12 protein-coding genes are annotated in these 12,215 nt (G+C 39.4%); 3 read left to right on the forward strand and 9 right to left on the reverse strand.

Annotated features, from left to right (window positions below; all coding sequences use genetic code 11):
• Positions 1 to 24: 24 nt before the first annotated feature.
• Together AB4517_RS10835 and AB4517_RS10840 are read right to left on the reverse strand one after the other, a co-directional pair.
• Positions 25 to 510 (reverse strand): hypothetical protein, encoded by a 486-nt coding sequence (locus AB4517_RS10835; RefSeq protein ID WP_017064306.1) that lies wholly within the window; start codon positions 508 to 510, stop codon positions 25 to 27.
• Positions 511 to 537: 27 nt separating this feature from the next.
• A complete protein-coding gene (locus tag AB4517_RS10840; protein WP_102321331.1) occupies positions 538 to 1,059 on the reverse strand; it encodes a nicotinate-nicotinamide nucleotide adenylyltransferase in 522 nt (173 codons plus the stop codon).
• 109 nt (positions 1,060 to 1,168) lie between these two features.
• Here AB4517_RS10840 and nadE point away from each other — a divergent pair, with 109 nt between their 5' ends.
• Complete coding sequence (gene nadE / locus AB4517_RS10845) at positions 1,169 to 1,999, forward strand: ammonia-dependent NAD(+) synthetase (protein ID WP_017062768.1); 831 nt, start codon at positions 1,169 to 1,171, stop codon at positions 1,997 to 1,999.
• Between the two features lie 106 nt (positions 2,000 to 2,105).
• Here the strand turns inward: nadE and AB4517_RS10850 are convergent, their stop codons facing one another.
• Together AB4517_RS10850 and AB4517_RS10855 are read right to left on the reverse strand one after the other, a co-directional pair.
• Positions 2,106 to 3,977, reverse strand: coding sequence for a hybrid-cluster NAD(P)-dependent oxidoreductase (locus tag AB4517_RS10850; RefSeq protein WP_017067429.1), 1,872 nt, complete (start codon positions 3,975 to 3,977; stop codon positions 2,106 to 2,108).
• A 209-nt stretch (positions 3,978 to 4,186) separates the two neighbouring features.
• Positions 4,187 to 4,951, reverse strand: coding sequence for an EAL domain-containing protein (locus AB4517_RS10855; RefSeq protein WP_017062770.1), 765 nt, complete (start codon positions 4,949 to 4,951; stop codon positions 4,187 to 4,189).
• 269 nt (positions 4,952 to 5,220) lie between these two features.
• Here AB4517_RS10855 and AB4517_RS10860 point away from each other — a divergent pair, with 269 nt between their 5' ends.
• Together AB4517_RS10860 and AB4517_RS10865 are read left to right on the forward strand one after the other, a co-directional pair.
• Entirely contained in the window at positions 5,221 to 6,186 is a 966-nt protein-coding gene (locus AB4517_RS10860) for a helix-turn-helix domain-containing protein (RefSeq protein WP_017062771.1), read from the forward strand.
• Positions 6,187 to 6,282: 96 nt separating this feature from the next.
• Complete coding sequence (locus AB4517_RS10865) at positions 6,283 to 7,293, forward strand: helix-turn-helix domain-containing protein (RefSeq protein WP_017062772.1); 1,011 nt, start codon at positions 6,283 to 6,285, stop codon at positions 7,291 to 7,293.
• Positions 7,294 to 7,548: 255 nt separating this feature from the next.
• Here AB4517_RS10865 and AB4517_RS10870 read toward each other — a convergent pair whose 3' ends face one another.
• From AB4517_RS10870 to AB4517_RS10890, 5 genes are all read right to left on the reverse strand, one after another.
• Positions 7,549 to 7,812, reverse strand: a complete 264-nt coding sequence (locus tag AB4517_RS10870; protein ID WP_017062773.1) for a hypothetical protein — start codon at positions 7,810 to 7,812, stop codon at positions 7,549 to 7,551.
• A 532-nt stretch (positions 7,813 to 8,344) separates the two neighbouring features.
• Positions 8,345 to 9,085, reverse strand: a complete 741-nt coding sequence (locus tag AB4517_RS10875; protein WP_017059955.1) for a LysM peptidoglycan-binding domain-containing protein — start codon at positions 9,083 to 9,085, stop codon at positions 8,345 to 8,347.
• Positions 9,082 to 10,209, reverse strand: a complete 1,128-nt coding sequence (locus AB4517_RS10880) for a hypothetical protein (protein ID WP_017059956.1) — start codon at positions 10,207 to 10,209, stop codon at positions 9,082 to 9,084. Before AB4517_RS10880 ends, AB4517_RS10875 begins: the two co-directional genes overlap by 4 nt.
• On the reverse strand, positions 10,166 to 10,870 hold the full coding sequence (locus AB4517_RS10885) for a hypothetical protein (RefSeq protein ID WP_229647381.1): 705 nt from the start codon (positions 10,868 to 10,870) through the stop codon (positions 10,166 to 10,168). The genes AB4517_RS10880 and AB4517_RS10885 overlap by 44 nt, the downstream gene beginning before the upstream one ends.
• Before the next feature lie 13 nt (positions 10,871 to 10,883).
• Positions 10,884 to 12,215 (reverse strand): CS1-pili formation C-terminal domain-containing protein (locus tag AB4517_RS10890; protein ID WP_372148332.1); only part of this gene is annotated, 1,332 nt, incomplete at its 5' end.

Here is a 12,215-nt window from a genome sequence, read left to right on the forward strand (position 1 = left end):
CAATCTATCTGTGTATCTGCCTGTCTAAAATGGCAACTCAACCTGCATCATTAGGTCGGCGTCACGTGAGTCGTGCCAACGATAATCAAAGCGCATACGCGGCTGCCCTTCGACTTTCTCGCCAAAACCGATGCTGAGTTGAAGACCATGATTCATCAACCACTCTTCAGTCGACATATCATACTGCTCATCTTCAAGGTCTTCTGGAAACCACATACCCAAGCCAACATAGTTTGACTCAATGCTTTGTGTCAGCAATGGCGAGTCTTTGGTTTGAAGAACCCAGTCAGACCAATAGTCCGGTGTGCTTTCCGGTTCATCATCGCTCAGCCCACTGATTTCCATCATACGTTGGCCAAAAGACTCAATGCTGGTCGAGAAATCTAGACAATTGTCATCTTCATCAGAAGTCAGCATGATTGAATCTAAGCTAAAAAAATCACACTCAGCATACGCAGGCATACTACATGCTGCCATGATCAACGTCGCTGGTATCGCGCTCTTTAGCATAGTCCTCTGACCTCTTGATTAGTGAACTTACATTATCTGATACAGTCCACTATCTTGCAACATCTTTGTAACTGACTTAGTACTCAGTTTTGCCACATCGCTTCCACTTATCAGTGCATTACGTATGTCTGTACTGCGAATTTTCACTTTTTCAGGGCAAGCCATTACAGACCACTGCTCAGTAATCTCATCTGATTTATAGAAAGATGAGAACTTAAAGAAGTTATCTGGGCCAATAACAAACGTCAGTTCAGCGTCACGATGTAACTTTTGCAGTTCACTGAGTACAGCAAAAGTCGTCACGCTTTCGCCGGGTGTAAATAAGCTCTTTTCGATCAACGAAAGCTCAACTTGATCCAGTGAAAGATCACTGATAAATGCATTAACTAACTGACATCTCGTATCAAAGTCTAGCATCTCTTTTCCCCAAGCATGGGCAATACTTGGAACGAGTAGAATTTTGTCAAAGTGAGCCAACGAATCAATCACACTTTTATGCCCTAGGCTCGGTGGATTAAACGCACTACCGAAAATGGCTATTTTTTTCATTGTTTATTACTGCCTTCTCTTTCTAAGCTTGTGCAAAGAGGTTTTTAAATCGGATGATTTAGGTATGATAACACTAGATTTTTAATTTGCTTGCAGGAAAGGAATACGAATGGAACAGTTAATTCGTGACGAAATGCGCGTACTACCTTCAATTGACCCTCACTTCGAAGTGACTCGTCGTGTGGACTTTATTAAAACGAAACTTCAGCAGTCAGGCTGCAAGTCTCTGATCCTTGGTATCAGTGGCGGTGTAGACTCAACGACCTGTGGCCGCTTGGCACAAATGGCCGTGGATAGCCTGAATGAAAACTCTGGCAGCAACGACTACCAATTCATTGCGGTTCGCCTACCTTACGGCGAACAAAAAGATGAAGATGAAGCACAACTTGCTCTCTCTTTCATCCAGCCTTCTCAATCTGTTTCTGTAAACATCAAAGCGGGTGTTGATGGGCTTCACGCAGCATCTCACGTTGCACTTGAAGGTACAGGTTTACTACCAACAGACTCAGCAAAAATCGACTTTGTTAAAGGTAATGTGAAAGCTCGCGCTCGCATGATCGCGCAATACGAAATTGCGGGTTACGTTGGTGGTCTTGTGATTGGTACTGACCACTCAGCAGAAAACATCACTGGCTTCTACACCAAACACGGTGACGGTGCATGTGATTTAGCGCCTTTGTTTGGCCTGAACAAGCGTCAAGTTCGTGAACTTGCAGCAACGCTAGGTGCGCCAGAGCTATTGGTTAAGAAAGTGCCTACTGCCGACCTAGAAGAGCTTGATCCACAGAAAGCCGACGAAGCAGCATTGAACCTTTCTTACGACCAAATCGATGATTTCCTTGAAGGTAAAGAAGTCCCTCAAGACGTGTCAGACCGCTTAGTAGGCATCTACAAAGCAACACAGCACAAGCGTCAACCGATCCCAACGATCTACGATTAATTGTTTGAATTAATCTTAGAATCAAAAAGGCCGGAAGTTCATTTCAGTGAACTTCCGGCCTTTTCTATTCAATGTGCTTTTCTTTCTGGCCTTCCGACCTACCGAGTTAGTCTACAACTTCGATATCAGTTTGAGGCACACTGCAACACGCCAGTATTTGCCCCATGTTGCGTTCATGCTCTTGCAACGCCGGTACATCAGGTTGATGAACTTGCCCAGACTCAAGGGTCACTTTACAAGCACCACAGAAACCCGCGCGACAGCTTGATGCGATAGACACACCTGCCGACTCAGCTTGCTCTAGTAGTGTTGATTGGTTGTTGCCTTCGAACAGGTAGCCGTTAACGCTCAACTGCAGTTGCTTCACCGCTTCTTCCGTTGATTGAGCAACACCAAACGCTTCTTGATGATAATGCTGAGGATTCAGCCCCATTTGAATCAGCAATTTCTTGGCATTATCCATAAAGCCGTCAGGGCCACACACGAATGCTTGGCGCTTATGAAGGTCCTCAATTTTGGCGACATGAGACACACTCAAACGACCTGACAAACCATCCCACTCTTTCGTTGGTTGGCTTAGTGAATAAATCACACTTAGACCAGCATGCTCGCGAGCGATCTTATCAATCTCAGCTTGATAAGGGATATCTTCTTCACTGCTGCATTGGTGATAGAACACCACATCATCAATCTGACCATGGTCGGCTAAGTAACGAAGCATCGACAACATAGGGGTGATGCCGCTTCCCGCTGATAACAGCAGTAATGGATGTGTTGGGTTATCTTCTAAGTAGAATGCGCCATCTGGATTCTGAGCAACTAGCGTGTCACCGACTTGGAAGTGATCATTGAGCCAGTTTGAGATTTGACCATCGTCCACTCGCTTCACGGAAATCGCCAAACGACCTGCGCGTGAAGGGCTAGAAGATAACGTGTAACGACGAGACACTTTCTCGCCATTAATCACCATTTCAATCGGTAGATGCTGCCCCGGCTGATAGCTTGGTAATAAATTGTTCTCTTTCGCTGGCTCTAGCCAAAAGGTTGTGAAGTCGCGAGCGATCTCTTCACGCTCGACGCAAGTTAAGTGCAGTGACTCGACCCAAGAGTCTTCGTAGTGTTCTTTCTCTTTGGTTTCAAGTACCTCAACAACGTCACCCGCTTTCACCAGACCTTCATTTTTCGCCACAAGGTTCTGACCAAAGAAAACGCCACCACGTTCATTGGCTCTGAACGTAGAAAAGGTATTGAGTGGCTCTTTTGTTGCTCTGAATTCGCCGCTCTCAACATCGACTGTCGTTAGGATACAGCGCTCACAAGGCTTCACCGCTTCGAATTCAACCTCACCAATTCGAATGCGCTTCCAACCATCTTCAGCAAACGCTTCAGTGTTTGAGACGACAAAATTGGTGCGGAACTGATCCATGGAATGCGTTTCAGGACTACGGCGATTCAACTCATCAAGCGAAGCTTGGCTGATGATTAACATCGGGTAACCATCGGCGAAACTGACATTCTGACCAAGCTTTTCTCGAACACGATTAGATTGCTCACCACAGAACAGAAGTTCTACGCGAACACCAAGCACATCGCTAAACCAATCATCCGCCTCGTCGTTGGTGGTATACGCAGTGAAGCTATCTTTCCACACTGTTGCAGGCGCTTCTTGCATCTTGAAGTTTGCATATTTTAGGCGCAGCGGTTCTTTGCCTTCGTAAGTAAAAATCAAACCGTCTGGCTGCAAGCTAGAAGACACCTTGACCATTTTAGGGTACTTACGCGCCGTCACCATTGAGCCGTCAGCCAAGGCCAACATAAAACGTCTGTCGAAGGTAAGGCCCTGTTTTTCGACCCAAGCAGAAGAGAGTGCAATCCCACCTACTGATTTAACCGGAAACACATTAATTTGAGATAAGGAGGGCTGTTGACCTGAAAGCTCTTGCTCCAAAGCCTTTTGATCCAAAGGTGACTGCGACATAACGATTCCAATGTTTTGTTGTTTGTCCCAATGCTAACAAATGGTTATAAATAGATAAACTGGCAGGCATTAAACACTTGATACTAAGTAGGCATGATTAAACTAATAGAATGGCATTATGTTCCGGCAAACCTAAAACTCTTGAAACTAGCGATGATGCTTTACACACTAAAAGTAACCCGAATTTATTCACGCTATTTTTAAGTAGATCAGCAATATGCTGCACCTTGTTTCGACAATTGACTCAATGAGCCAGGTTTGCCTAAGTGATAGCCCTGAAAATAATCTATGCCCTGCGATTGTGCAAAACGTAAATCTTCATGGTTTTCTATACCTTCAGATAACAATTCAATCTGATACTTCCGAGCTAAAAATCTAAGACGCTCCCAAAAGGTCGAATTATCACTCCGGTTTCTCATTAACGACCGATCTATTTTCACTATGTTCGGTTTAACAACCCTAATCAGTGCTTCACCAGTGTTATAACCACTGCCATAGTCGTCTATCGCGATTTTAATTCCAAGACCACGACATACTCCAAACTGGGACATCATCCTTTTCTCGTCAATGCCAACCGGGTATTGTTCATTCTCAGTAAGCTCAATCCATAAGGTTATACCCAACTTATTACATGCTTGCCAAATTGGGGAAATATCACGTAGAAAAGTGAAACTTAAAACGTGATCAGGGGAGATATTAATAGTCAGAAAATCAATCATTTTCTTCTGAGACAATAATTCCTCGGACACTCTTAACAAGAATATTTGAGTAAACCATGCAATCTTCTTAGAGTCTAACAGACAGCGAATTGACGATTCAACATCGTGCCCTTTTTCCCAACGTAACAAAACCTCAGCACCGACAGTTCCATTGCCATTAGTTATCGGTTGAAAAACAGGATAAAACAATCCCTGATTAACATCGTCAATAAGTGCTTCGGCTTGTAAATTTTCAGACAACATATTCGTATTCATAAACAAACCTCTTTTTGTGATTAATCCATACTACAGATCAATAACTAGCAAGGATTAGCATGAACAAATCATATGTAGCTTTACATGCCTACTTCTTAACCGTGAAGACAAACTGCATAAGTAGTTAAACGAACTCCTGTACAAATACACAATGCCGTTTCAAAACGGTAATCTCGAGTCTGTTACTTTTAGATAGGTTATTAAAAACGCCATAAACTATCATAGATGACTATACTTCAATTAGATCAAATTACGCTTAGGGATAATGTATGTTTGGTGACTATTTAAAGGAATTGAGAGTCTCACTAGGTCTTACTCAGAGTGAGCTTGCTGTTAAGTTAAACCTTGCGAATGAAGAGTTTCGCTCTGTAGACGTGGTAACTCTCAGTCGTTGGGAACGAGGAAAAACCAAACCAACACTTGCAAAATGCCTAAGAATCTTGCGTTGTTTACAGGTTGACCTGAGTGACTTTTATGAATTAATACCGAATCCAAACGAAACAAAGCTACTAGACGAGATTGAACAACTTCGTTTTAATAACAGGGTAACGAAGCTTTCATCATTAAGTTATGAAGAGCCACAAGAGCCACAAGAGCCACAATCAGCTTTAATTACTGAGATGCCACTTCTTTTGAAAGATGATGACAAGATACTATCTAGCCTTAAAATCTTTTACGAAACAGCCATCCATACACCGAAGGGTTTTTTCGACATTAATCTATATGACTACCAACAAAACAAACGAGCTATTTTAAAAAGATTTATAACAGAAAGCGGGCAGTTGGTAGGTCACTCACTTAGTTTTATATTCGAAAGTGACTATTTTGACAAAGTTACTCATTCAAAAATCATTGATATCGACCTGACAAAATCTGTCAGTTATAAAAATTCGACTAAGTTATCGGTTTGTAATTATAATCGTTACTCTTCTAATTTCCAGATATTTCGATGTATGTTAGTTTCTCAATTTATAAACCTAATTCACTATTCAAATGTTCAACGTTATTATTTCTTTAATGCATGGCCTGAAAGCGGACAAATTTTAGAGCAACTTGGATTTAAGAAAATAGCATTTGATATTGAGTCAGAAAAAGGAGGTTTTAAATTAGGCAACCGCTCATTCGAACATTGCTTATACGAAATTGATACAGCGACACTTCTTTCTCAACCCGAAATAATAACCCTCATAAAAACAACCCAGTGGGATAACCAATACTCAATCAAAAATCATTAGGCATAGCCAAACAGCCTTTAAATTAAGATGCCTACCATCTTAAGTTTCTACACATAATAATACTTCACCTTATGCAAAAGATTGGAGAAAACTACTGTGTTTGGCGAATACTTAAAAAAATATCGAATCGCGAATGAACTAACACAACGTCAAGCAGCTACAAAGCTCAACTTACTCGGAGGAGATCTATCGAACATTGATACCGTTACACTTAGTCGATGGGAAAGAGGAACAACTAAACCAACTCTTAGCCGTAGTATTCGTGTTTTGCGAGAATTTACCAACGATCTTGAGCCTTATCTATCTAAAGTTAGTCATTTACAACATCAAGACCCTAGTTCTAAAAATAGAGTTGATCAATTCAATACTCTGATGGAAGAGAAATACCGTAGTTTAAATAACTTGATCGCCAGAGCAAATTATCAGTCAACATCGATGATCGAACACAATCCTGTTTGTGAATATCCGATTGGAAATTCTAATGATAGTGAGATTGTAAATTCTGTACTTGTTTTTCATGAGAAAACCTCTGATGAGAATATTAAGCATGGACTCTATAAAATCGATTTTTTAAACTATTGCAATGAAAAACGTTTCATTGCCTATAAATATGTCGACAGCGTCACAGGGGAGCTATTAGGACATAACATAGGCACTATATTCACGACTGAAGGTATGATCTCCGAAATTGAAACACTTTCTCAAAAGTCGATTGATGAAATAGATTTAAGAAAAACCGTTCCTTATAATAAAAGCCGAAAATTAGCTTATTTTGCGGTGAGCCAGCATTCGCTGTACGAGCGACCTTTTCGTCTACAATTAAATAGAGAATTCAGGTTTCTAGCAAAACGCGCTAACATTACCGACTACTACACAACAGTTGCTATAAAGAGCTCAGCAGAAGTACTCGAAAAAATGGGATTTTCTGTTGTTTCGTACGAGAAAAAATCAACCAACGGTGCAATCAAAATTGGTAAACACTATTATTCTAAAGCTTTAATGCACATAAAAACAAGCCAGCTATTTACTCAACCCGAGTTCTTGAACTTGCTTACAGGCTGTCAAACCTGTTCAAACCCATGCTCAATTAGCTCTCAGTGTTGCTAAGCGGTCTCTTTCCGCGCACATTAACAGGAGTACCAATCCATCGAAAGATAGTTCTGATGGATGAACTCCTGCTTGCTTCAATCTTTCAAAACACAGCTCTACAGTTTTGACATTCGTATTCGATATTATTGAACCAATATACCTCATTATTTTCCCACTTAAATTATCAGTACAATCTATATACTATGTAATTAAGCGATTGAGTATTAAAGCATATGGTAAAAAGTTAGAATCTAATATGCTATGTTCGCTTGACTACATGTCAACCTCACGAACAATTACATCATCTACTTCATTGTTTAGTAATGTTACATAACTGCTCTGAGTCATGCCTCTTACAGCTTTCGTGTTTTGCATGCCATCCACATTCGTTAGACTTTTGTCAGAATAAATTGCTCGTATATCTCCATCGACTCGGCCTGAAAACGTGACATCATCAGCACTAATAGAAGCAATCGCTGAGGTTGCAAAAAATAAAAACGAACATAAAACGACCTTAATATTGACAAACGACTTCATAAACACCTCAAATGTAATTGGTTACATATGAGAGTTTAGCTTATTCGCAGGAAAAAAGAAGTCTAATGCCTACCAGCCACTCTTGCATCCATGATGTTAGATTTGTAAACATTAATTTGTTCAGAAAAGCCCATTCATAATAATCATGATATAGCATGGATACAGCCACATCAATTCACCAGGCTTATACATATTATGCACTGGTTAGCTATTTGATGGCAGTTAAACCTTAGGGAGAGACCGAAGAGTAAAACGCTAATACATATCTTGCAAGTCTTCATAGTAGTTTAATGGTTTTACATTAAGAGAATTAAATTTTATCTAACTTCGTAATATTTAATACCTGAACCTAAGATCTGGAATGTAAACCATGATTCTTGGCAACACTTGATTATTCACATCAACGTAAGCTATGTAAGATCATAGATGAATAGTTAGACAGATTTAATCGAGTGCAAAAAAAAGCATCACCATACCTTATAAGAAATAGGTCTAGTAATACTTTAATATTGATCAGGTTACCGGTAAGAGCTTATTCTAAGACTTGGCCGGGATAGATTAAGTCCGGATTTTCAATATCATTACTCTCAATGATCTCTTCTAAATCGAAGCCGAACTTTCTACGCAGTTCATATAACCAATCACCTTCTTGTACGACATAAGGTAATGTCGGCTTAACAGCAACTTCGGATATACTGTTAGACATAGTATCGAAATCACAGTCCATATCATCTGGGTCAGATGTGCAATCCGGAGCTTTTGTAATTTCAAGCGAAGAAGGGCGAGGTTCAACTTGATCAGACTCAATCTTACGCTTGCTGTCATTGAAATAATAAGATAATCCAACCACGGCTTCTCGTTGGTTTTTCCCAAAATCATCATTCAACGTTTGATTAAGTGCGATACTCGCACCGAAATATTCATTCAAAGCATACTCGACAAGGTACTCTATTGTTGGGTATTTGTCTTCGATTCCAACTCCTACCTTTAAATCAAGAGTATCACCATCATGTATACTATAGAGCAAATCAAGGTCAGGTATGTACTCTGAATCACCCAATAACTTGTAGTGCTTTATACCTAGATTCAATTGAAGTCGGTTATATTGGTAGAGAAAATAAAAAGATTGAGAATTTTCATACATATCTCCATCAAAATTATAGCCATAGTTTGCCCCTACCCCCAAAATATGAGCAGTTGGCTTCTCAGCAACCGCTGCACCGCTGGTTAGTACTAGAAACATAAAACAAATATTATTAATTAGTCGGTTCACAGGTTCACCTCATAAACAACATTAAACGACCCTTGGTAATTACCTGAACTAAGTGCATTTCCATCGACATCAAAACTAACATCGTATGCTACATCAACTTTGTTACTACCTTCTCCATTCACTGTAATCACTTCTGAATCAGGAAAAGATGCGGTATTAAGTACTCCGTCTTGGACAATCACCTTGTCAGGGCTTTCGCAGCCAATGGCACACGTGATTGTGTAGGGTATCTTTTCTAGCGAGTTATCAATATTTGTAAGCTCATAGTCACCTGACGTAGGGCTAAATGTCATAATAACGCCTGTAGGTAAAGTCCCTAACAAGCTAACATCATACCTCGTTGTACCAGAGATCCTTTTTGTTGCAGTATCATACTGGGGTTCAATATTCCCGTCTCCAAGTACCGTTAATGATTCAAGGATCGCAGCTTGATAATCAATCGTGATAATTAACGTCTCCGGCACTCTGGTATAAGTCATCGTACCGGTTTGACTTGTAAAAAAGTAAGTGGGTGAAAGGTTAATTGATGCCGTAAAAGTTCCAGATCCAACAGGGGCTGCGAACACATCATTACTGATATTAGGCAAAGCGAAAGCAGGTCGATAAAACTTAAAAGGCTCTATTCGGCTTGTTGCTGTGTAACCCATTCGCGACACACACAAAGTCGACTCTTGCCCCACTTTCGCACTCGAACCACTTATATTTGTAGCTGCACACTCATTGGCAACTCCCATTCCCACATTTGACCCGTAGTCTTTTGATGTGAAATAACTAGCCGAGCTACCCAAATTGTACTCAACGCCTAACAACTCCAGGCTGGTGTTAAAACTTTCGCCTGTAGAATGATTAACAAAGCTAACGTTATTAACGGGTTGGTTATCCATCGTTGCGGGATACCACTCTGCCGTTGGTTGCTCTTGCGCTATCGTCCATGCAGATGGAGATATAGCTTCACTACCGAAATAACTATTTGGCGCCGCATTGTTCCAAACCACAGAGTTGTTTGCTGTAATCGTTCCGTATACATCTGCAGCATGGCTACTATCTAAAGCCGTGAATAATAGCGCTATACTAATTAGGCTATTTCTTTTTAATAGTGATATTTTTGTTATAACTGTAATCATGGTTGGCTACCTTAACGGATAACGAATCGACATTTTGCAGGCCTTCTGCTAATTTTATGGTTTTCTTTCGACCAGATAGTATTGTATTAGTTTGTTTACATTTGTTACTAACAGAATTCGGTTTACAGTTATCAAACTGCATGTAGAAAAATGTGTTACCATTATTTTCCACATAAACTTCTGAACCGTTATATTTAACTTTGTAGTCAACATTAGTATTTTTTGCAGGTACAATATAATAAGGAGCATAACCATAATTAATACCAATTATACTTTCTTTTTTATCTCCATCGATAACGCTAGGCATGAAAGTCACTTGATAAACTTTGTCCTTCTCTAAATCATCACAATTAACCTGACATAAATTCTTTACTGATACACGACGTCTTTCCCCCGGATTTAATATCAGTTTATTGGGTAATAGCGCAAGATCCCATAAAGGTAAATTATCTTTTGTTAGCTCTACCTTTTCTAACTCTCCGTTTTCAACCTTTACTTGGCTAACGTTACCTTTTATATATTCAGGTTCAGTTTTCGAACTAGTCAGAGTAAAAACTCCATTACCATCTTCTCCAGCTATAAGAAGCATTTTATCTATGCTAAATGCATGGCTAAAAGAGGTCGTCATTAATAGTATCGAAGTAAATATTACACGTTGCATAATTTTCTCTATGTTAGTTATAAGCATATGGCGTCATCTCCATATGAACTGCATAATTAATGAGTTCATCAACATACAGTTTGTTTGCCGTAGTTAGTTGCTCAGGAGACTTAGCGAATATATACAAATAACCGCCAAGCTTTTTGTTTATAATTTCAACACCTGAGTTGTTCAGTTTGTTCTGATAGTTCAATACAATATTACTATCCTTGTATTGCCCTAAGTAGTAATAATAAACACCATCAACTAGGGCTATCTGATAACCTTCACTATTTTCTTCGAATGATGGCATACAGAAGTTATTACCTAAATTCAAATTATTAACCGATGATAACTCCGGTATTACACATTGATTTGCCTTAGATATAATTTTGTAAGGTTGTTTATCTTTCACCTTAAATTGATACACACCTTCAACAAGCTTGTCAGTAGAAACACAACCTCCACCGATACATTCAACTCCGTCTATTGGATTTCCATTTATATCACTAAACGTCGATATAAATGATTTCAACTCAGACAACGACGTATCCAAACGGATAACAGTTCCTGGATAACTAGTAGCCGACGTATAAGACTCACCATTGTTGTAAAAATCAGAGGCTTCCGTATCAAGCTTGAATTCATATTCATAGAACTCTTTTAATGGATATACCGTCAAAGCATCTCCACTAACATAAGCATTGCTTTGTTTTCCATTCTGCTCGGAGTTAACTACCGCCAAGAATTTTCCATCCGAAGACAGTTCCCCTGTATCATTATTCGAAATAAAATAAGAAGATGACTTTTCACTCGTAAACTCTATTCCTTGAGAAGTTATGATATTACTTGTACCAATATATGCAGAAACACTTGTATTACTACTTGAATTGATATAGGCATAAGAGTTTGAGTCAATATGTTTATTCTTATAATTTGCAGACAATGATAAATCGGCACTGCTTTGGTCTTCAGTAGAATCTTGATAATAAAGTCCCGCAGAGCTTGATACATTTAGATTGTTTCTGTTAATTAGACTACTTGAGACTGTATCTCTATGCGATAGCGCAACATCACCACTATCATCTATTTGTGCTTGTGTACTATGTGTGTATGTGTTTTCCTGGCCTATTGGAATAATTATTGAGGCCATAACACCATAATTTATATCGCTCGATTCACTTGCTGATAACTCTAAGTTCACCTTTGAGTCAAGTGGTAATGATGATATCTGCACGCCACTTCTTGCAGACCAACTTTCTGATTCATTATTATAACGATTACTAAAATCTTTATATTGGTTTTTTGTTAATATACCCGATATATATGATGATATATTTCTCGTTAAGTACTTGTTGTAATTTAC

It is taken from the genome of Vibrio sp. 10N.222.52.C3 (assembly GCF_041474195.1).
In the GTDB taxonomy this organism is placed as follows: Bacteria; Pseudomonadota; Gammaproteobacteria; order Enterobacterales; family Vibrionaceae; genus Vibrio; species Vibrio crassostreae_C.

What these genes read in the sequence shown, in the direction of transcription:
- AB4517_RS10835 (WP_017064306.1), bottom strand. Translation starts at nt 510, where the DNA reads ATGCTAAAGAGCGCGATACCAGCGACGTTGATCATGGCAGCATGTAGT.
- AB4517_RS10840 (WP_102321331.1), bottom strand. Translation starts at nt 1,059, where the DNA reads ATGAAAAAAATAGCCATTTTCGGTAGTGCGTTTAATCCACCGAGCCTA.
- nadE (WP_017062768.1), top strand. Translation starts at nt 1,169, where the DNA reads ATGGAACAGTTAATTCGTGACGAAATGCGCGTACTACCTTCAATTGAC.
- AB4517_RS10850 (WP_017067429.1), bottom strand. Translation starts at nt 3,977, where the DNA reads ATGTCGCAGTCACCTTTGGATCAAAAGGCTTTGGAGCAAGAGCTTTCA.
- AB4517_RS10855 (WP_017062770.1), bottom strand. Translation starts at nt 4,951, where the DNA reads ATGAATACGAATATGTTGTCTGAAAATTTACAAGCCGAAGCACTTATT.
- AB4517_RS10860 (WP_017062771.1), top strand. Translation starts at nt 5,221, where the DNA reads ATGTTTGGTGACTATTTAAAGGAATTGAGAGTCTCACTAGGTCTTACT.
- AB4517_RS10870 (WP_017062773.1), bottom strand. Translation starts at nt 7,812, where the DNA reads ATGAAGTCGTTTGTCAATATTAAGGTCGTTTTATGTTCGTTTTTATTT.
- AB4517_RS10880 (WP_017059956.1), bottom strand. Translation starts at nt 10,209, where the DNA reads ATGATTACAGTTATAACAAAAATATCACTATTAAAAAGAAATAGCCTA.
- AB4517_RS10885 (WP_229647381.1), bottom strand. Translation starts at nt 10,870, where the DNA reads ATGCAACGTGTAATATTTACTTCGATACTATTAATGACGACCTCTTTT.